Origin of the sequence: Henriciella mobilis (assembly GCF_003576285.1) — a bacterium.
GTDB lineage: Bacteria > Pseudomonadota > Alphaproteobacteria > Caulobacterales > Hyphomonadaceae > Henriciella > Henriciella mobilis.
On the sequence record NZ_QWFX01000016.1, the window covers coordinates 215222 to 235800 of the forward strand.

Consider the following 20579-nt stretch of genomic DNA (forward strand, 5'->3'; position numbering starts at 1 on the left):
AATCGCGTTGTTAGGCATGGGATGCGGGCTAGGCCTCATGGTCTCCGCCAGCATTATCAACCGGTCCGACTTCATCTGGAACCGGACGGAAAGCATGCCCAAGGGCCTTTACTTTGTTGACCGGTCGGCGCGAATTTCGACAGGCGATCTGGTAGCGTTTGCGCCCTCGGATGAGGTTCGACATTGGCTGAACGATGAGGGAATTGTTGGCGCCGACTGGCCCTTGTTGAAGCATGTTGCGGGCCTGTCCGGTGACGAGATTTGCAGATGCGATACGCAGGTCTCCATCAACGGGATCACATCTGTTGATGCGCTCAAAGTAACCGAGTCCGGCAGCGCCCTTCCCGCCTGGCAGGGCTGTCAGACCCTCAAAGCCGGCGAAGTTTTCCTGCTCAACTCTCATCCCCTGTCAGTCGATGGACGATACTTCGGCGTTCAGGACGGCGCGCGCATCATTGGCGTCGCCAGGTCCGTATGGACTTATGGCGACCGGTCGGCTGAGGTTCAGGCGACCGTCAAAGCGATAGATAGCGGGACGGGAATGGATTCTGTGTCCCGGAGGGCAAGATTAAGGGAGTGTCACCCGGCGACACTTAACCCATTGTCTGCACATCCTTTTTTGTGTGACCCGGCGCCGGAAGACGGGTGCACGGATTTGCAATCCGCTGCGCGCTAGGAGCCATGAGCGACGATTTCGACTTCGTTCCTCGACTCGGGAAGATCAGGTCGCAGGGCAAGGTAAAGACCCAGCTGAAGCGGCTGAAACGTGTCGTCGCGAAGGGGCGGCTTGGCAGCCGTGGCCGCAAATCCCTGGCACCGGGCGCTGTGCGTCATGCAGGGCGTGGAAAAGTACAGGCCGCCCTTGCTGGCCATTGGTCAAACCAGCGGGCCCGGCGCGTAATTGTGAAAGTCCATATTGCGCGGGCAGGCCCGACCGGCGCGGCGAGTTTTACAAAGCACGTCGCCTACATCCGCCGCGAAGGTGCCGGGCGCGAGGGCGAGCGCGGAAAGCTCTATGACCGGAGCGTCGATGAGGCCGATGCTAAATCGTTTAACGAACGCGCTTCTGAAGACAGGCGGCAGTTCAGGCTGATCGTCTCTCCGGAGGATGCCGAGCGGATGAAGGATCTGACGCGGTTCACGCGGGAGTTCATGAGCCAGGTCGAGAAGGATCTCGGCCGCCGGCTCGACTGGGTGGCTGCCAACCATCACGACACAGCGCAGCCGCATGTTCATATCGTGATCCGCGGCGGCAATGCGCGAAATGGAGAGCTGCTGATGGACCGCAAGTACATCACGCACGGATTTCGGGCGCGGGCGCAGGAGCTCGTAACGCTCGAGCTTGGCCAGCGGCGGCTGCGGGAAATGGCTGCGGCGAGGTCGAACGATGCCGAACGTGAGGCGCTTACGGCGATCGATCATGACATTGCGCGGTCGCTGACCGATGGTCGTTACACACCAGAGAGTGAACGCGGCGGATTATCGAGGTTCGATGGTGCGGTCGTTAAGCGGCGTCTGCGGTTTCTGAAAACGCTCGACCTTGCGGCACGACACGAGAATGGCAGCTGGGCTATGCAAGACGGTTGGCAGGATACGCTGCGGGCCCTCGGCAGGCGCGGAGACATGGTTCGGTCGCTTGCCAATCTTGAGGGCCGGAAAATCGATGCGTCGCGTCTCCATGCCCTGTCCCGTGATCTGGATGCCGCTGGCGAAATCCTGGGAAGACTTGCGACCACTTTGCCGGGTGATGAATTGCGGAACGGCACGACGGCGCTGATCGAAGGGCTCGACGGGCGGGTCTGGTCAATCGAGATGACAGAACAGGAAGCGGTTCAATTGCCGAAGGCAGGCGGGATTGTTTCAGTCGGACGGAAGACGATCGAACCAAAGCCTGCAGATCGCACAATTGCGGCAATCGCAAAGCAGAATGGTGGGGAGTATTCTGAGGAACTGCACCAGGCCGCAGACCCGACGAGTTCGTCGGCGTTTCGGCTTGCTCACAAGCGTCGGCTGGAGGCGTTGCGGCGCCTCAGTATTGTTGAGCGAAGGAGTGATGGCAGCTGGAGCATTCCGGCGGACTTAAGGAAGCGCGCGCTGGATGCTGATGCGAGACAGCGGAGCTTTTCCATCAACGTCCGGTCGTGGTTGCAGGTCGAAGCCCTGGTTGAACGCGAAGCCGAGACCTGGTTGGACGGGATCGACAGTCAGGATATCGAAGCGTGGCGCGGGGATTTTGCACGGGAGGTGAGGTCTGCTGTTCAGGCACGATCTGCCTGGCTAGGCCGGGAAGGCCATGAATTTGGACCCGATGGGCGGCTTTCGGGTGACGCTATCGTTCGACTTCGCAGAGTGGAAATGGAGAAGATGATCGCGGCTGAGGAAACGCGTCAGGGTAAGGCATTTGTGCCGCTCGGTTCTCAGCGAGGCTTTCAGGGGGTCTACACTCGGAATGTCGACTTGGCTCAGGGACGATTTGCGGTCGTTGAAGGCACTGATGGATTTGCGCTAGCGGCATGGTCTAAGCGAAATGCGTTGTGGCGTGGCAAGGAATTGGTTTTGGAGCGGTCTGGAAGCTCGGTTCAGTGGCGGCTGGCGAAAGGACGTACAATCATTCGCTGAGTTTCTTCGTGCACAACATTTTGAGCCTGACCGAACCGGAGATGGGTACAAAGAAACAAGCTCCAGCAATTCGCGAACAACAAACCTCACGAACCAACCAATTAAGTGCATTGACGCCTGATCCGTTGGATTATCGAAGGTGATTGCAATAGTCGAGACGGACAACTATCAGCACGACTGAGAGGAGTTGCCACGGACGATTAGCATAGAAGGCAGCTAATTGAAAAAGCTATCCATCACCTCGAGCACAAACCGTGATAGCACGGTCAGAGAAACGTTGAACTCTCAGTAAAAGATCCGACGATAGCAAATGCGCTTCATTGCCGATGGACCAGACATACCCGATGATCTGCTTTGGGCGCAGGACGAAGGCCGAGTTGTTTTCTTCTGTGGAGCGGGAGTGTCCAGAGCACGCGCAGACCTGCCCGACTTCAAACGCCTTACAACCGACGTTCTGCACAGGTTGGGGGCAAAGCATGACAGTCCAGCTAGACGCCTATACGAGGTCGGTCAGTCCGTCGAAGATCAGCATAAACTATCTGGTGTCGTTACATCAGATAGGGTTTTTGGCCTGCTGGAGCGAGAGTTCACACGAACTCAGATTGAAGCCGCAGTCGCAGAAGCGCTATCGAGCGTCGGCGAAGTTGACCTCGGTGCTCATCGAACCTTGCTCAAACTGAGCACCCTGCTAACCGGACAGATTCGTATTGTAACGACGAACTTTGATCGGTTGTTTGAGACGGCCGGGAAGAACCTGATCACATCGACTCGGTCAAATCTTCCTCACATAGCTTTCAATGAGGCGGACTGGGGCATCGTACATCTTCATGGTGTCGTTGACAAAGACTATCGCGGAGCAACACAGGATGGGTTCGTCCTTTCAAGTGCTTCATTTGGCGATGCCTATCTCGCGGCGGGTTGGGCACGGGAGTTCGTTAAAAATGTACTTGATAGGCATGTCGCCGTGTTTGTCGGCTATTCTGCTGACGACCCCCCGATCCGTTACTTGCTGGAAGGACTAAGGCAATCCGATGCCTCGCAAGGACGGGCTTATGCATTTCAGGACGCGAGTGATCCTAAAGCAATCGCCGAGTGGGACGAGAAAGGCGTTGATCCCATCCTCTACGACACACACAGCGGATGCGGGCATCGTACTCTATGGGACAGTCTTGAAGTTTGGGCAAAGCGCTCAGTCAACCCATCGAAGTGGCGATCCAAAACACTAAAATCTGCGGCACGAGGACCACGAAGACTGACCCCTGCGGAGCGAGGCGCAGTTGCCCATATCGTTCGTTCGACGGCGGGAGCAAAAGCATTCGCTCAGTATAGCCCGCCGCTCCCATCTGAGTGGCTCTGCGTGTTCGACCCCGTTATTCGATATGGGGAGCCTGCACCAGAAGACGGCTCCTATGATAAAACGAAAAACATAAACCCTTTCGACCTTTACAAGCTGGATAGCGATCACCCGCCACGAAAAGAAGAACAAGGTGGGATGCGGGTAGGCCGTATTCCGCCGGAAACATGGGATGCATTCTCCCCTACGCCTAAGGATCTCCGCAGTATATCGCATGACAATGTAACTCACCTGCGTGGATACTATGCGGATGAAGTGCCACGCCTCCCGCCACGCATAGACTACTTAGCTGATTGGATAGGTCGGGTTGCATATGAACCTGCATGCGCTTGGTGGGCGGGCCAGCAGGGCAATATCCATCGTCGTGTAATGGATGGCGTCGATTTCTCACTGTTTCGCAAACAGGAGGAGGGAACCAGTCAGGCGGTTCTCGACGCCTGGCGCGCGATAAGGGAATTTCATTCTTTAAAAGCCGACAAGGATAAGGCCTATGCGCTCACGCTACACACGGGAAATACAGGATGGTACGAATCGCTTGCACGGGAATATGCGGACATATTCAGTCCATGCCTAAAACTAACAAATTACCGCCGTCGCCCCGTTCCGCCCAAACTATCCAAAAAACTTAAGACCTCCGACCTTGTGCAAGTTGAGGTGGACTATTCAGAAGGGATTCGTCAGGTCGCAGTTCCGGATGAGTATCTTCCAGCGCTACTGCCCAAGTTGAAATCTTCACTGGAGTTTGCCTGGGACCTTGAAAGTCGCCGCTCGTCGTGGGTGGACATTTGCTCTATCGAGCCTGACGAGCCGAACGAAGATGAGGGAGATTCCAGCTTTCATCGAAGCTACAAGCTCTCCGGGCACGTGATCCTCTTTACGGACCTCTTCAAACGTATGGCGGCTATCTCACCCGCGCAGGCGCTCGCCTTGCTCAGAAGTTGGCCGACTGGTGGAAGAATGTGGGAACGCTTGCGCGTTTGGGCATTCGGGAATTTGGATATTGCACCTGCAGACGAATTTGCTGACGTTTTGTTGGCGTTGAGCCGTGATGCATTCTGGCCGTTCAAAGGTGAGCGAGATTTGCTTCTCGGACTGTCAAGGCGCTGGAACGAGATTAGCATCGAGAAGCGAAAGCAAATCGAAAAGCGTATTCGTGCAGGTCGCGCGAAGACCAAGCGCGGGACAAGAGATGATCAGAAAGCCTACGTCGCTCATTCTGTTCTGCGACGACTGATATGGCTCAACACCCAAGGGTGCTCGTTCACATTTGACCTCGACAAAGAACTCGAACTTCTAAGAAAGGATGCCCCCGACTGGAGTGACACATATGCGCAAAGCGCCGCAAGTGCTCACGACGGAGGTGGTGGAATGGTCCGCATCGATACGGATTTTGGTATTTTAAAAGGCGTCGAAAGCGCAGATATCATTCCAATGCTTCTGGATATGAATCGAAGGCCTGTGGGTAAGTTGGTCGAGTACCAACCTTTTAGCGGCTTAAGCGCTGCTGAACCCCGGAGAGCACTGGATGCGCTGTGTGCACGTCTTTCAAGCGGCCATTTTGAAGAGGAGTTTTGGGACAAGTTCCTTCGGGTGGAAAATCGGAAAGGTGACACAACTGCCTTTCGCAAAGAGATTATTGCCGCTCTATGCAAGCTCTCAGCAGAACAGTTTTCAAGCCTGTCTCACTCCGCTTCATTCTGGTTTGAATCAGTGGCTCCCGCTCTCCTGAGCGATGCCCCAGAGAGCTACCAGAAACTTTGGGCGCTATTTGTTGAAACTCTGAAGCAGTGCAACACTGCTGGACAGAGTGCAATAGTCGACACAGAACGTAAGCGTGACTGGGTGAGTGCGGCGATAAATTCTTCCCCCGGAAGGCTGGCCGAAATGCTGGTGAGCGTTATTGGCGATAAGGAGTTTGAAAAAGGCGAAAAACTTCCTGCATCCTGGAAACGAAGCGCCGAACAACTTCTTGCCCTGCCTCAAGACACAAGAGCATTTTGCATTTGTGTGTTCTGCCTGCGCATTCGTTGGTTCAACTATGTTGACCCATCATGGACGCAAGACAACCTCCTTTCCGTCCTGCAAGATGGCTATGATGACTGCCGCGATGTTGAAGCATTCTGGGCTGGCGTGTTCAGTAGCGGCTCCATTCCACAAATACCTCTCTACACTACGCTCCGCCCCCACCTTGAAGCTGTTGTGCGAACACAGGAGGACGATGAGAATAGGAATTCCGAATTCCTGGCTGTTTTCTTTTTGTCGGGGTGGAAAACAACAATCGACGGAAAACGTGTGGTTTCCAACGAAGAACTACGTTCTCTGATCATCGAGGGGAGTGATCGGTTCCAGAGCAACATTCTATGGAGAATAGACCGTTTCTCACGTAAACAAGAAGAATGGTCGGAGGATTTGGTCGAATTCCTTCGCAACGTGTGGCCGAAGCAAAAATCATTGCGCACCAGTAAGATGTCAGCACGCCTTGTAGAGTTGGCTCTAGCTCAGAAAGACAAATTTCCGGAAATTGCAGAGATTGTAGCAACCCTGGTCACAAAAGTCGGCGATGATCGGCTTTTCATCCCCGAACTCCGTAAAAGCGATGAAACGATTGCCGGACAACACCCAACCGCCATGTTGACCCTGTTGTATGCGGTCCTTCCCGATGACAAGTCACGATGGCCTTATGGGGCTGAAACTGCTTTGTCAGTTCTTGCAGAAGCCGATCCCTCGTTGCGATCCGATTCTCGCCTTATCGAACTTAGTCAACGATTGTAGACGCTCTGAGATAGGCAAACGTGGCCAGGCCGCTCTTCTGCATCCGAGAGAAACAACAAGAAGACAGCGCAGGTTCATTATTGGCGGAGATACCACACTATGTTGTCTTCCGGCGGCACTTTTGACGGTGCAATCAAGGTCGGATCACGTTCGTTGTAGAGACGAGCGAACTCGGCATCGGAAACCTCTCGATCCTCGGTGTCTTTAAAGTCGAAAAAGCCGATGCCCTGAGGCAGGAAGTTGATCGAAAACATCGGGCTGACAAGCGGGCATTGGGGAAGATAATACTTCACCAGGAAGGGGTCGGCTTCACTGTCCTTCTTAATGAAACGGTTTCCTTTCGTGCCAGGCAGCATCCATCTGGCCGCCCCGTCAAATCCAAACTGTACGCGGATTATCGACGCCAAATGCTGCAAAGCGCTGAGGGCGTCTTCACGCAACGTTCGATACGTCTCAGGAGAAAAGTGAACAGAACGGTGCCGAAGTCGTTTTAAGGCGCGGAAATCGGCGGTGACGCAATCGGCTTGAAAGATATCCCAAGCCTCAAGAGTGCTGATCGCAACGTCCCAATTATCAAACGAGTTTTTCCTAGCAACCTTTCGGTATTGCTCTGTGCCACTGAACTCGTCCCTCAGGTCCAATATCATATGATTGAGCATACGCTCTCCCAAAGCACAGGCGGCCAGAAGCGCGGGATAGTAATACCCATGATAAAACGCGTACCGTGCCTGATGGTACAATGGGTTGTGATACGAAACGATGGAAAATGGTGCTGATCCGCAGTCTCTAACATTCTTCAACTTCATATCGAAGTTGTGGTCACCAAGTTCCTTGCGAAGGCTCGCCTCAAGACTCTCCCTATTTGTGCGCCATTGCGCCTTTATCTTCTCTTCCCATGAATCTTGAATTTCCGTGCGCAACAACTCGGCGCGCGTGTCAAAGTCAAACGGATAAACCAAATACCTCTTCATCTTCTTAGTTCTTAGCTGTTGTCCTGTCAGGCATATGCGACGCATCAACCCGGCGATGAATCAACGAGACCAATGACAACAAATCCGTCGCATCATCCTTGCTCATGTTCCAATTCTTGCGAGCTTCGTGCGCGGTGGGATTCCGAAACATCCCGAATGTTCCTTTGACGAGGTTGGCAAAACCCTTTTGCTCAGACCTTTCGCTTTCTGTTTTAAGCGGATTTATCGCGAGCATTGGCGGGTTACCGCATAGTGCCCGGTCAACGAGAACGCCTCCATCGTCTTGCAAGCCCGTTCTGGTACGAAGCTTGTCACCGATGCTTTTCGTCGCCTCTAGGACCGCGTGAAAGTAATTGTCCGCGAGAAGCTCTTCCTTGCAGAAAGCCAACACATCAGGATGAACACCGCGATCTTTCAGATCAGCGCGTAGATCATTTGCGCGCCGCCGGGCATCTGAGATAGTGCTTGCCGTTGTTGTTGGAACCAATTTACCCCGATCATCCACCAGCATCCCCGAGAACAGCAAAACGCCATTGAGGTTTCTGCGGAGGGTCTCAAACCTTTCCGGCGATCTCATGTATTTGACCGGCGCCATCGCTCTACGGATGAACTCAAGTACGTTAGTGCGATTTTGCTTGCGGTTCTGCACTTCAGCGAAAGCGTTATATATCCGCTTCCATTTGGTGCCCGGTCCAGGATCAACCATTCGGCACTCGACGATCAGCCGATCAATCTCGCTGTTCGTTAAGCCGTCTTCTGTATCCCCCAGAGCTTGCGCAATCGCCTCAAGTTGGGATTGGGGCAGTGTTCTGCTTTCGCTCTCTTTTGCTTGATCCATGGCCATACTTATACCCAGGCCAGAACAATTGAGGAACAACAAATTGCGTTGGACATTAAGCAATCGCTCTGAACCTAGCCAGTCCTTGCCCCGCGTCCCCGAGACCTCTGGTTCCCTGGAACTCCTCAAGCTCCATGTCGCTTGATGTAGCTTGGCGGGCAATTCTCCTACCGGTTCTCAATCGGACGGGCGGATCATGACCCCTACCAAATTCCTCTTTGGCCAATTTCTTCTGACGCTTTTCCTGATCACCTGTTCGGTGTGGATTGCGACGCAGTGGGTGGCTGGGGTTCTAGACCATCAACCTCGTTTGGGCGGAGCCTGGTTCGAAGTGGCGGGTCAGCCGGTCTACAAACCCTGGCGGCTGTTCCAGTGGTGGTATGCTTATGATGCTTATGCCCCAGACGTGTTTGCACGGGCCGGTGTGATTGCCTCGCTCGGTGGAATCGCCGGGATTGTGATGGCGATCATCGCATCGCTATGGCGGGCAAGACGCGAGAAGAATGCGACGACTTACGGCTCGGCGCGCTGGTCATCGGTTCGGGATGTTCGGCAATCTGGTCTGCTGGGTTCGTCAGGTTTGGTGCTGGGACGGTTCAAAGGGCGCTATCTCCGGCACGCTGGCGCAGAACATGTCATGGCCTTTGCGCCGACACGGTCAGGCAAGGGTGTGGGGTTGGTGATCCCTACCCTTCTTTCCTGGACCGGCAATGCCATCATTCACGACATCAAGGGAGAGAACTGGGCGCTGACCTCAAAGTGGCGATCGAGCTTCTCTCGCTGTGTCCGTTTCGATCCGACGGATTTGTCGAGTTCGCGGTTCAACCCATTGCTTGAAGTGCGGCTCGGCGCGCACGAGGTTCGCGATGCGCAGAATATTGCGGACATACTCGTCGATCCGGACGGCTCCCTGGAGCGACGTAGCCATTGGGACAAGACGGCGCATTCACTGCTTGTTGGCGCCATCCTGCATGTTCTTCACGCCGAGGACGACAAGTCGCTTGCGGGCGTGGCGACGCTGCTCTCTGATCCGACCCGGCCGATCGATGACACGCTGGAGCGAATGCTTGAAGCGAACCATCTCGGAAGCCGCGACCGGCCAATGACGCATCCGGTTGTGGCGGAAGCAGCGCGTGAGCTTTTGAACAAGTCCGAGAATGAAAAGTCGTCGGTCGTGTCGACGGCGGTTTCATTTCTGGGACTCTACCGCGACCCAATCGTTCAGCGGGCGACATCCGGTTCGGATTGGCAGATTGAGGATCTTTTTCGGAGTGGGAAACCTGCGTCATTGTACTTGGTTGTTCCGCCCTCTGATCTCTCGCGAACCAAGCCCTTGATGCGGTTGATCCTCAATCAGATTGCACGGCGGCTTTGTGAAGAGTTGCCCGATGGGCAAGATCGCCGGCAGACGCTGCTTATGCTGGATGAGTTTCCGGCGCTCGGACGGCTCGACTTCTTCGAGAGCTCGCTCGCCTTCATGGCGGGCTATGGGATCCGCGCCTTCCTGATTGCTCAGTCTCTGAACCAGGTAGAGAAGGCATACGGGCAGAACAATTCGATCCTCGATAATTGCCATGTCCGGATCGCGTTCGCGACGAATGACGAGCGCACCGCCAAGCGTATTTCCGACATGCTCGGAACCACGACGGAGCAGCGAAACCAGAAGAATTATACTGGTCACCGGCTCGCGCCCTGGCTCAGTCATGTCATGGTCTCGCAGCAGGAAACACAGCGTCCGCTCCTGACACCCGGCGAAGTGATGCAGATGCCGGCCGATGACGCGCTGATCTTTCTGGCGAGCCATCCACCGATCCGCGCGAAGAAACTCCGCTACTATGAAGACCGGAATTTCACCGAGCGGGTCGGTGCTCTGCCGAGTGTGGCTGCCAGTGCCAATACATCGTGGTTTGGCGGATATCATCAGTCTGGTCCGTCGCCCTCTAACGACGATGCAGGTGGGCTGGCGCGGTCCGTAGGCCCTGACATCGGCGATGAGGATGAGGCCACGCAGGATATTGCGGCGGAGGAAGAACGCGCACCGCAGCAGCGTGGTAGCATCCAAGACCAGATTGCGCGCTACTACCTGCATGCCCAGGAAAATGGCGGACGGGAGATCTAGGACATGGCGCGCAATCCCAGGCTTCATATCCGCGTCTCCGAGACGAACCATCGCAAGGTGAAGCAGTTCTCTGCAGAGCATGGCGTCCACGTCGGCACCTTGATAGATGAGGCGCTGACCCTGCTGTTCACGCCGCCTGAAGATCGGCCCGATGCGGCGATCATCCAGCGGCTGGAGCGCGTTGAAGACCAGATCGAGAAGCTGGAGACCGGAACAGCGTTCCAGACGGACCTCTTGGTCGAATTCATCTTCGAATGGCTGAGGCAGCGGCCGGGCAATAACCCGTTCGAAACGCCGGCGGATGCAGCTCGTGCGCGAAGCGAGCTCGAAGCGCTGACCAAACGCGTCGTCGACCGCTCCAACCCGCATATCTGGAACTAATCGTTGCAGGACCGGCTAGCTTGCATACTCGCGCTTAACCTGGAACTGTTCCCGTAAGTGCCGCGCCGAGCCAGGGGAACGGATCATGACGCCCATTTCTTGGTGTGGCCGCGCATTCGAGGTATCGGCGGATAGCCAATTGAGGCTGGTTATGATCCCATGATCGTCATCGCGCAGGAGCATCTTCGCATGTACTCTTGGAGAGTAAACGGGGGTGATACTGACGCCCTCGCCCTGGTAGCCATTCCGCACCTCTTGTGAGTCTTCGCTGCTTACAGGCCCGCTTGCTTTTGAATAGAACAGGTTTGTCTGTATACCCCTTGCCCGTGTCGCTGACACCATGGGCAGGATAATTGCTGGCACGGCTGTGACGCCAAGCCTGTGACTAATGACGTCGACTTGCCGCTGCGCATTGTCCCTAGCATCAAGCACGCAATCATCGTGCTCTTCCCCAATCAAGATCTTTACCTCGGAGGTCCCATTCCTAGGTGAGCGGATCGCGAGCGTTCGGGCGAGTTGTAGAAAATTGACGCCAATATCGGTAAAGTCCCGATTTGACGTTCGCACCATTTCAGCCAGCTCGAATAACACATCCGAGACCAGTCGCGGGTCGCGCAAGATAACGGACGCTTCAAAGCTGTCGAAACCGGAATACAGCCAGTTGCACGATCCGATCGTAGCGGTAAAATCACCGCTGCCGTCATCGGCTAAGAGTATCTTGGCGTGAGAATTGGTCGAAGCGTTGTGAATTGTTATGTTGGAATTTAACCCCCAGTTCCCTAACTGTATGCGTAACCTTTCCGCTTCGGCCCTCGAACTGGCGGCCTCCGTAGCGCTGTCACCCTGCCCCCAGAACACATGGATCTTTGCACCGCGATTCACTGCTGCCCTGAAATCCTCTTGGAGGGCGAGGAAAGCCCCCTCGCGCAGGAACGTGGTATGAATAACCACTAGTTTCCGAGCCTTGCGCAGCGTCCGTTGTATTAGGCTACGGTGATCAGCTCCGCCTAGGACATAATCCGCATGCCTCACCGCCGTATGACGGACCGGCCGGACTTGTTCCTTGTCCGGTGCAATTATCTTGACCTGTTTGGCCGCCCCATCTGCTTTTGCCTCGCTTGGCACTCTACTGGCTGCTTCAAGTATCGAACCATTCAGTCCGGCTGCATCTCTGGGCAAGCCTTCAACATTATCCCCCCGCACGAGGAATACTGCCAGCCTATCCAAAGGAGGATGGACTGATGGCTTTATTCGAACGACATCTTCATCTTCCCGAACCAACGCCCGGATCAGTGGCGCTGTATGGCCAAAATCAGTATTGCTGATATCTGGCTTGGAGACTTCAACTGCAACTTTCGCTTCTGCAAATTCGCGCCATTCATCGGGTCGCATGAGCTTGAGTTCGCGCTTGTTGAGGACTTTGCCCGACACTAGATCCACTGCAAAGCTCAGCCGCCTGGTTTTCGTTTCTGTCGTGAATGGCAGATCTTCATACATTGCTACAGTCCGTCCGCGGTCCGTCGCGGAAAAGTGGACTTCGCTTGCAGCTTGGCTCAACTCGACCCATCCGGCCCTCATTAGCCGGATGAGTGCTTCGAGTGCGACCCGCCGAGGCATGTTGCCCGCCCGCGACATATCGCCGGCGGACTGGGCCTTCTGGCAAATCGCTTGGAGGATTAGGTGCTCGACTGCATTCCAGCGCCGACCGCTCTCAAGTTCAAACTCGTATGACTGCTGCAACATGGGCATCGCAACATAGACGGGCCGTTTCATGCCTTGATATCCTCGATCCGGACGTCCCTCACCCTGTGCTGTCCGCTTTTGCCCAACTTGCCGGTCACTTCCAGGTAGGTTCTCAGGAAGGCAGCGTCCTGCCTGGATTCCAATCCCAAAGGTTCTGAGATTGTCTTCAGGAACTCACGGCTTCCCACAAAAACTAGGCGCTCCCGGGCTCGGCTGAGTAGGACATTGAACCGGCGCTCATCAGCTATGAATCCCAACGCACGGCGGATTGTTGCTGCCCGGTTGTTCCTCACAAGTGAGAATACGACCACGTCTGCTTCGTTCCCTTGAAAACTATCGACAGTTGCCACCCAACCACCATCTGGCAAGACTGACCGGAATTGCTTGAGGGATTGCTTGGCATTTTCCGAGTCGTTGATTTCGCGACGAATTAAACGGACCTGCTCCAAGTAAGGGGTCAGCACCACAAGCGAGGGTAATCCCAGCCGGTGCTCCTGGACCGAAAGGTTTGCGATAGCTTCAAGGACGACTTGACATTCCGAGGGGTTTGTAAATCTCGGCTCATGTTCAAACCGGCCCGCACCGATTTCCGTCCTTTCATATGGCATATTGAGTGAGACAATAGGTGCAGATGGCAACTTCGACGGGTCCTTGGTTCCGATCCAAGACTCATTTCGCTTCGCTGAGACCTCCCTTCGCCCAGACGTCACGAGCTTGTTATCATAGAAACACTTCGACACGACTTCACAGATCGCAGGGTGCATCCTGTGCTGTTCCGTCAGCGCCCCTCCGGTCTTCCGGCCCGGCCTCCCTGTTGATTGCCGGTCGATCTCGTCCAACAGGATAGACTTGAACAGCGAAAAGGCTTGAGCGGCCTGTCCGCAGGTTTTCTCCATTTCTTCGACTGAATTCCCAAGGCGTACTTCAATCTCGTCGTCAAGGAGGTGGGCCACGCTGCGGTCCAAGAGCGAAGGCAGGGATACAACTATTTCTTTCAGCCTGGAGGGGTCGCCCAGCAACCTGTCCACTTCGCGCGTGCCGAATGGCGGGAGTTGCTTGTGGTCACCAATTAGCAAGCGCCGGTGGGACAACATCATTGGTGAAAGAAGCTCACTTCCGGTGGCCTTTGCAGCTTCCTCAATGATTGCCCAATCGAACTGGGCATGCTCATCCAACAGCGTCGCCAAGCTTTCAGAGTTGGTGGTTGCCAAGACGATGTTCGCAGACCTGAGAATAAGCGCCTCAAGCGCACGTCCTTCCCGCTCGCCGCTCCCCGATCCCGACGCACAGTCCTGCAGGCGCTGCTCGACTTGACCGGAAGCAACACTGATCAAGCTGGAAGACGTAATACCAGTCGCCAATTTTTTTCGCACACTGTCAATATCGTAGTCGGAGGGAGGACTCCGGTTGAAACGAGACTTGCACCTGACAGTAAGCGGCTGTTCTTCACCAGATTCCTGCCAACCCGAATGGAACTCATGCAGCAAATGATCTAGCGCGTGATTGCCTTGGGAGCTCACCAATAGCCTCGAAGTCTGGTCGCCCCTGAAGCGGCGTTCCAAGAGATCTCTCAGCAGGAAAGTCTTCCCAACCCCCGGCGGCCCCTGGAGCGTGAACAAGGGCAATACCGAGAGGATATCCTCGAGAGCCCTTTGTTTGGGTAGATCCAGTTCTTGGAATGAACTGTCCTTTTTCACCCGCTCATGCGTATCCGAGATACGGCTCCTGGGATCAACCAGGGTTCCAACTAGCTCGGTGTGCTCGCTTAAGAGTTGCAGCGCCTTGGAGCGCCTTTGCAACTGCGTAAAGGTCCCGACCAGGTCCAAGGGTTGCAGGTACCCTTTCCGGCCTGGAATATTGACCCCCAACTGTTCCGTAAATGTATATAGCGGATCATCAGCCGGCTCTTCAGAGAGATGCGCAAATTCGAGTTCAATGTTTGATTGGCTGGTACGCCCAATATTGAGCGACTCACTGAGAATCCAACCATCACTGCTGTCCAATTCCTCTTCGGCAAGCGCTTGCGCGAGGCGTTCAGCAGGATGTTCCATACCCAGGGCGCTTGAGAGCCGCTCAAGCGACGAATCGCGCCTGTATTTTAGGCTGATAGTTCGCTCTTGGGATTGGTGGGATACAATTTCGACTGGAAATGCGAGAGTGGCGGCAAGCGCCACATCGATCGCGTGCAATAAATGGAATCCGGTTACCAGGCGGTCGGATGGACTCGAGAAGTCCTTGTCCGAGCTGTTGAGGGTCGAAAACAGCGTCTCCCAATCCGGTGCCTTGTCGATCACCCTGTCAAACGCTTCATGTGCTTTCCCGATATCAAACAGCCTCAACGCATCTACGCGAATTGGCACTTCGACTTCGGACGGCTTTATGAGTTCTCCTTTCGGAATGCCTTTTGACACAAACGCCATGCGCCAGCTCGGGGTTCGCTTCCTCGAATCGAATTGGCGCAATTCAAAGGCAAGCTCCCTGCCCTTGAGCCAGAAGCGCTTACGACCATCATGCTCCGTGGAAACAAGCATTGCACTCGGGGACAGATCGTCGCTGATCCATCTCAGCTGTCCATCCTTGTCGTCCATTTCCACTTCCTGCGACGACGCTTCCCTCACTGTCCTTGAGAGAGGGCTTGTTTGCGACAAGTTGAAGACAAGGAGCCAGGACGCTTCATTCGCGACCGAGAAGGCTTGAAGGTTAGTAATTATTTCCTTGATGCGTTGCCGGACTTGGGAGCTATTGAAATTGTCGAACAGGCCGGGGGCTCGCATGTCCCTCAGCAGGCGCACTTCGGCGGCTGTTATGTGCTCATGGACACGATGGTCGGCGATCTTGGGGTCACCGAGTCGCTGCTCTTCAATGTTGAACAGGCGGGCAATCAAGAGCGCCAAGTCATGCCAATCCCTAGCAAAGGAAATTACGCCACTATCACCCAATAAATCGTCAAGCTTCTTGTCAGTAGTGCTGCTCAGCCTGAGGGACCATTCGAAACCAGTCAGCTGGAAGTCGGGTTCATCCCCTGCGGACGTCAAGATAGCCCATTCGTCTAGGTTGCGATGAACTATTCCCTCTTTGTGGAGGATCCCGATCCCATCCACGATACAAAGAACATTTTTCCAAATGCGGATGCGGTTTTGGGGTTGGGAGAGCCCGCGCAACCACGCGGCGCGTGAACTTGTACTTTCAAGGAACACTTTCAGTGGGCGGCGTTGGGACGGGCTAAGAACAATATAATAAGAGTCCTTGTCAAATCCGGCTGCAGCAACCTGGCAAATCAGTTCGCTAGCCCCCGGATAGCCGGCGAGCCGATAGAGCTGCCGGAGCTCGTGTTTCCAAATCTCCACGAGATCTTCGTCACCGGCTTTTCGTCGCCACTCGCGAACAATGACTTCATCTCCAGCCGGTGAAAACCCTTCCAGTATTCCCGCTCGGCCACTTCTTGCGTCGGGCGGGACGAGGTATGTCTCGCCAAGCTGGTACCTGTCGAGAAACTCAATTTTTTTCCTTCGCTTTGACGCCGCTTTAGCCAATGAAAGTCGCCTTTGTTGTTTCAACCCCTAGGTACCAAGATTCTCCCGGGTATTCTTCAACTCATTTTCCACAACGCCACAGCGTTGGCAAAACTTCGGCGTAGATACTGGCCCGTTTGGGCTCCTTCCCTATCCTTCCCCATCCTTCGGTCCCCTTCTAGCCCATCTGTGCAGCGACCGGCAACGACGTGATCTTGGTCTCATCAGCGATGAGGACCACGCCCTGCCATGTCTGCCATGCCCCAGCCCAGCGAGACCGAGACCCGCCGCACGGCGATGCTCCGCACCGCCTTTGATGGGCCGGTTGGGGCAGCACTCGCAGCGCCCGATACAATCGAGATCCTCGCCAATCCCGATGGTTCAGTCTGGGTCGAAAAGGCGGGTTTTGGTTTGCGCCGTGCATCCGAGACGCTCGGCCGCGCTGAACGCGAGCGGATCATCCGGCTTGTCGCCTCCTCTGTCGGGGAGGCCTGCGACCGGGCCTCACCCATTGTGTCGGCCGAACTGCCAGGCTCCGGCGAACGGTTCGAAGGCATCCTGCCGCCAATTGCCGAAGCGCCCTGCTTTGCGATCCGCAAACCTGCCGGTTGTCCGATTGCTCTTGATACATATGTCGAGACCGGCGCGCTGACACCCGCTCTCTGCGCCGGACTGCGCCAGGCGCTGGAAGACCGGCTTAACATTGTTGTCGCGGGCGGAACCTCGTCGGGCAAGACGACCTTCACCAATGCGCTCCTGTCTGAGCCCGCTCTGGCAGACGACCGGATTGTCATCCTGGAGGACACCCGCGAACTCCGTTGCTCAGCAGAGGACGTGACTCAGCTCAGGACGCACCGGTCCGGCATCACACTCCGCGATCTCGTGCGCTCAACCATGCGGCTCCGACCTGACCGGATCATCGTCGGCGAGGTGCGCGGCGGCGAGGCGCTCGATCTCCTCAAGGCCTGGAATACCGGCCATCCGGGCGGGATCACCACGCTTCATGCAAACTCAGCCTCCGGCGCACTCACGCGGCTCGAACAGCTGGTCGAGGAAGCGACGACTGCCCTTCCCCATGCCCTGATTGGCGAAGCGGTCGACGTGGTCGTCTTCATGTCCCGCGCGAGCGGCGCGCGCCGCGTCGAGCAGGCACTCCGGATTACCGGCTTTGACGGCGCCGAATACCGGACCGAGCCGCTGGCTGCCCCTTTTCTCAACATTGTCAATTAAGGAGACCGACCGATGTTCTACGACCAGATAAAGGCCCTCAACCGATCGCTTCACGCCGGCGTACTGCTGGCTTCGGTGAGCGTGTTATCGCTCCCCGCCCATGCCGCGGGCACGGGCATGCCCTGGGAAGGCCCACTCGACCAGATCCTGTAATCGATCGAAGGCCCTGTCGCCCGGATTGTCGCGGTGATCATCATCACGCTGACCGGGCTGACGCTCGCATTCGGCGAGACCTCTGGCGGATTCCGCAAACTGATCCAGATCGTGTTCGGCCTGTCGATCGCCTTTGCGGCCACATCGTTCTTCCTGACCTTCTTCAGCTTCGGCGGCGGCGCGGTGCTCTGATGCTCGATGGCTACGAGATCCCCCTCCACCGCTCGCTCGCCGAACCCATCCTGATGGCCGGCGCGCCACGTTCGGCCGCCATCGCCATCGGGACCCTCGCGGCAGCTTTGGCCCTCGGCCTCCGGCTCTGGATACCGGGGCTTGTGGTCTGGGTGGCGGGACACTCGCTAGCCGTCCTCATGGCCCGGTCCGATCCGGATTTTCTCCCCGTCGCAATCCGGTCTGCCCGTCACAAGGAACATCTTTCATGCTGAACCTTTCCGAATACGCGGCGAAACCGGCACACCTCTCAGACTACCTCCCCTGGGCGTGCCTCGTCGCGCCGGGCGTCGTCCTCAACAAGGACGGCGCCTTCCAGGCAAGCTTCCGCTATCGGGGCCCCGACCTTGAAAGCTCGACAGAAGCCGAACTCGTTGCAGTCACTGCACGGGTCAACAATGTTCTCCGCCGGTTCGGGTCCGGCTGGGCGCTCGTCTTCGAAGCGGTGCGGGCGGAAGCCGTATCGCTAGAGGAAAGCTCTTTTGAATGCCCGGCAGCCTGGCTGATTGAGCAGGAACGACGCGCAGCCGCCGAAGAGACCGGCGCCCAGTTCGAGAGCGCCTATTATCTGACGCTGCTCTGGCTCCCGCCGGCCGATGCGACGGGCCGGGCCGAGAAGGCGCTGATCGAGCGGCCCGAGAAGCGGGATGGTGAGGACTGGCGCCAGCGGCTCGAACATTTCCAGACACGCGCCGCGCAGACGCTCGATCTTCTTGCGACGGCCCTGGATGAGATCCATCCGCTCTCGGATGAAGAGACGCTTACCTATCTCCATGCCTGTATATCGTCGAAACGGCACAACGTGTCGGTTCCGGAACTGCCAGTTTTTCTCGATGCGGTGCTCGCCGATGAAAGCTTTGCAGGCGGGCTGGAGCCGCGGATTGGCGAGGCGCACCTCGCGACGCTGACCTTGCTGGGCTTTCCGGCCTCGACACTGCCCGGCATGCTGGATGAACTCAACCGGCTTGGCTTCGCCTATCGCTGGACAACGCGATACATCGCGATGGACAAGGCCGAGGCCGAAAAGCTCCTCGCCAAGAAGCGGCGACACTGGTTTGCGAAGCGGAAATCCGTCGGCGCGGTCCTGCGGGAGACACTGTTCAACGAACAGGCCGCACTTCTCGACAATGATGCCGACAACAAGGCCGCCGATGCCGATGCAGCGCTGCAGGAACTCGGCTCGGATCTTGTCTCCTATGGCTATGTCACGACCACGCTGACCTTGATGGGGTCCTCGCGTGAAGAAGTCGAAGAGCGCACACGCGCCGTGGAGCGCGTGATCAATGGGCGCGGGTTCACGACGATCCGCGAGACGCTGAACGCCGTCGAAGCCTGGCTTGGGTCTCTGCCGGGGCAAGTCTATGCCAATGTCCGCCAGCCGATCCTGCATACGCTGAACCTCGCTCACCTTGTGCCGATCTCGTCGGTCTGGGCCGGCGATGCGTGGAATGTGCATCTAGCAGATCGCGCCCTGATCGAAGCGCAAACCGAAGTCACGACACCGTTCCGGCTCAACCTGCATGTCGGCGATGTCGGACACACGTTGATTGTCGGGCCGACCGGGTCCGGCAAATCGGTGCTCTTGTCGCTCCTGGCATCGCAATGGCAACGCTACGAGGACGCGCAGGTCTTCGTGTTCGACAAGGGCCGTTCGGCGCGCGCGATCACACTGGCCATGAATGGTGCCTGGCTGCCGCTTGCCGGTAAGGAACGCCCCAGCCTGCAACCGCTCGCGGACATCGACACCGATCGCGGCGCGAGTTTCGCGGCTGACTGGCTGATCGGACTAGTGGAAGCCGAAGGCGTAACGATCACACCCGATCTCAAATCCACGCTTTGGGAAGCGCTGAAATCTCTGGCTTCGGCCCCCCGCGCCGAACGCACCCTGACGGGGCTCTGCCTCATCCTCCAATCGGACACGCTGAAAGCGGCCCTCCATCCCTACACGCTGGAAGGCGCATACGGGAATCTGCTCGACAGCGACAGCGAGGCCCTCGACCTGTCATCGGTCGCCTGCTTCGAGATGGACGAACTGATGCAGACCCCGTCTGCGGTCGCGCCGGTGATCACCTATCTCTTCCATCGTCTGGAAGACAGGTTTGATGGCAAGCCCACCCTGCTCATTCTTGATGAGGCCTGGCTGTTTCTCGATCATCCGGTATTTGCCGCTCGCCTGCGCGACTGGTTGAAAACGCTGCGCAAGAAGAATGTTGCGGTCATGTTTGCGACCCAGTCGCTTGCTGACATTGAAGGGGCATCCATTGCGCCCGCCCTGATCGAGTCCTGCCCGACGCGGATATTCCTGCCGAATGAGCGAGCACTCGAACCGACTGCCCAGGCGATCTATCGCCGCTTCGGGCTGAACGACCGCCAGATCGACATTCTCGCCAAGGCCATCCCGAAGCGGGACTATTACTATACCTCGCCGCTTGGCTGCCGGCTATTCGAGCTGGGCCTCGGCGAAGTCGCGCTTGCCTTCTGCGGCGCCGCCTCCCCTGCCGACCAGAAGCTCATGGATCAGTGTCTTGAGGCCGACGCGGAAGCGGGCTTCGCCCGGAGCTGGCTGGAGCTGAAACAGCTTGGCTGGGCCGCCGACCTGCTGGCCGAGCAGCCGAGCGCACCCCTCCCACAAATCGCCGCTGAATAGGAGCCCCCA

Annotated in this window: 12 protein-coding genes and 1 pseudogene; 9 read left to right on the top strand and 4 right to left on the bottom strand. The window is 56.7% G+C overall.

What is annotated here, in order from left to right; genetic code table 11:
- The first annotated feature begins 37 nt into the window (after positions 1 to 37).
- The 3 genes from D1223_RS19325 (at position 38) to D1223_RS16445 (ending at position 6745) form a co-directional block, all read left to right on the top strand.
- Positions 38 to 676, top strand: a complete 639-nt coding sequence (locus D1223_RS19325) for a S26 family signal peptidase (RefSeq protein WP_407647008.1) — start codon at positions 38 to 40, stop codon at positions 674 to 676.
- A 5-nt stretch (positions 677 to 681) separates the two neighbouring features.
- The gene (locus D1223_RS16440) at positions 682 to 2619 is read left to right on the top strand and encodes a DUF3363 domain-containing protein (protein WP_084391396.1); all 1938 of its coding nucleotides are present in this window, start codon (positions 682 to 684) and stop codon (positions 2617 to 2619) included.
- A gap of 310 nt (positions 2620 to 2929) precedes the next feature.
- Entirely contained in the window at positions 2930 to 6745 is a 3816-nt protein-coding gene (locus tag D1223_RS16445) for an SIR2 family protein (RefSeq protein ID WP_119377467.1), read from the top strand.
- A gap of 77 nt (positions 6746 to 6822) precedes the next feature.
- On the opposite strand, the gene D1223_RS16450 is transcribed toward D1223_RS16445, so the two are convergent.
- A complete protein-coding gene (locus D1223_RS16450) occupies positions 6823 to 7716 on the bottom strand; it encodes a hypothetical protein (RefSeq protein WP_119377468.1) in 894 nt (297 codons plus the stop codon).
- Between the two features lie 4 nt (positions 7717 to 7720).
- Positions 7721 to 8554 (bottom strand): TIGR02391 family protein, encoded by an 834-nt coding sequence (locus D1223_RS16455; protein ID WP_084393399.1) that lies wholly within the window; start codon positions 8552 to 8554, stop codon positions 7721 to 7723.
- 196 nt (positions 8555 to 8750) lie between these two features.
- On the opposite strand from D1223_RS16455, the gene traG reads away from it, so the two are divergent.
- Together traG and D1223_RS16465 are read left to right on the top strand one after the other, a co-directional pair.
- Positions 8751 to 10673, top strand: a complete 1923-nt coding sequence (gene traG, locus D1223_RS16460) for an IncP-type conjugal transfer protein TraG (RefSeq protein ID WP_084393375.1) — start codon at positions 8751 to 8753, stop codon at positions 10671 to 10673.
- 3 nt (positions 10674 to 10676) lie between these two features.
- Positions 10677 to 11054: a hypothetical protein gene (locus tag D1223_RS16465; protein ID WP_084393374.1), complete on the top strand. Its 378-nt coding sequence runs from the start codon at positions 10677 to 10679 to the stop codon at positions 11052 to 11054.
- Between the two features lie 15 nt (positions 11055 to 11069).
- Here D1223_RS16465 and D1223_RS16470 read toward each other — a convergent pair whose 3' ends face one another.
- Both D1223_RS16470 and D1223_RS16475 read right to left on the bottom strand, forming a co-directional pair.
- Positions 11070 to 12827: a phospholipase D-like domain-containing protein gene (locus D1223_RS16470; RefSeq protein ID WP_119377469.1), complete on the bottom strand. Its 1758-nt coding sequence runs from the start codon at positions 12825 to 12827 to the stop codon at positions 11070 to 11072.
- Positions 12824 to 16330: a DEAD/DEAH box helicase gene (locus tag D1223_RS16475; RefSeq protein WP_084393372.1), complete on the bottom strand. Its 3507-nt coding sequence runs from the start codon at positions 16328 to 16330 to the stop codon at positions 12824 to 12826. The genes D1223_RS16470 and D1223_RS16475 overlap by 4 nt, the downstream gene beginning before the upstream one ends.
- 228 nt (positions 16331 to 16558) lie before the next feature.
- On the opposite strand from D1223_RS16475, the gene trbB reads away from it, so the two are divergent.
- From trbB to trbE, 4 genes and pseudogenes are all read left to right on the top strand, one after another.
- Complete coding sequence (trbB, locus tag D1223_RS16480; protein ID WP_084393371.1) at positions 16559 to 17539, top strand: P-type conjugative transfer ATPase TrbB; 981 nt, start codon at positions 16559 to 16561, stop codon at positions 17537 to 17539.
- Positions 17540 to 17551: 12 nt separating this feature from the next.
- Positions 17552 to 17884: pseudogene (locus tag D1223_RS16485) on the top strand (TrbC/VirB2 family protein).
- A complete protein-coding gene (locus tag D1223_RS16490; protein ID WP_084393370.1) occupies positions 17884 to 18138 on the top strand; it encodes a VirB3 family type IV secretion system protein in 255 nt (84 codons plus the stop codon). Before D1223_RS16485 ends, D1223_RS16490 begins: the two are co-directional and overlap by 1 nt.
- On the top strand, positions 18132 to 20570 hold the full coding sequence (gene trbE / locus D1223_RS16495; RefSeq protein WP_084393369.1) for a conjugal transfer protein TrbE: 2439 nt from the start codon (positions 18132 to 18134) through the stop codon (positions 20568 to 20570). The genes D1223_RS16490 and trbE overlap by 7 nt, the downstream gene beginning before the upstream one ends.
- Positions 20571 to 20579 lie beyond the last annotated feature (9 nt).

Coding starts and splice junctions, on each gene's coding strand:
- D1223_RS16455 (WP_084393399.1), bottom strand. CDS start 8,554: ATGGATCAAGCAAAAGAGAGCGAAAGCAGAACACTGCCCCAATCCCAA.
- D1223_RS16440 (WP_084391396.1), top strand. CDS start 682: ATGAGCGACGATTTCGACTTCGTTCCTCGACTCGGGAAGATCAGGTCG.
- D1223_RS16465 (WP_084393374.1), top strand. CDS start 10,677: ATGGCGCGCAATCCCAGGCTTCATATCCGCGTCTCCGAGACGAACCAT.
- D1223_RS16470 (WP_119377469.1), bottom strand. CDS start 12,827: ATGAAACGGCCCGTCTATGTTGCGATGCCCATGTTGCAGCAGTCATAC.
- D1223_RS16490 (WP_084393370.1), top strand. CDS start 17,884: ATGCTCGATGGCTACGAGATCCCCCTCCACCGCTCGCTCGCCGAACCC.
- trbE (WP_084393369.1), top strand. CDS start 18,132: ATGCTGAACCTTTCCGAATACGCGGCGAAACCGGCACACCTCTCAGAC.
- trbB (WP_084393371.1), top strand. CDS start 16,559: ATGTCTGCCATGCCCCAGCCCAGCGAGACCGAGACCCGCCGCACGGCG.
- traG (WP_084393375.1), top strand. CDS start 8,751: ATGACCCCTACCAAATTCCTCTTTGGCCAATTTCTTCTGACGCTTTTC.
- D1223_RS16445 (WP_119377467.1), top strand. CDS start 2,930: ATGCGCTTCATTGCCGATGGACCAGACATACCCGATGATCTGCTTTGG.
- D1223_RS19325 (WP_407647008.1), top strand. CDS start 38: ATGGTCTCCGCCAGCATTATCAACCGGTCCGACTTCATCTGGAACCGG.
- D1223_RS16450 (WP_119377468.1), bottom strand. CDS start 7,716: ATGAAGAGGTATTTGGTTTATCCGTTTGACTTTGACACGCGCGCCGAG.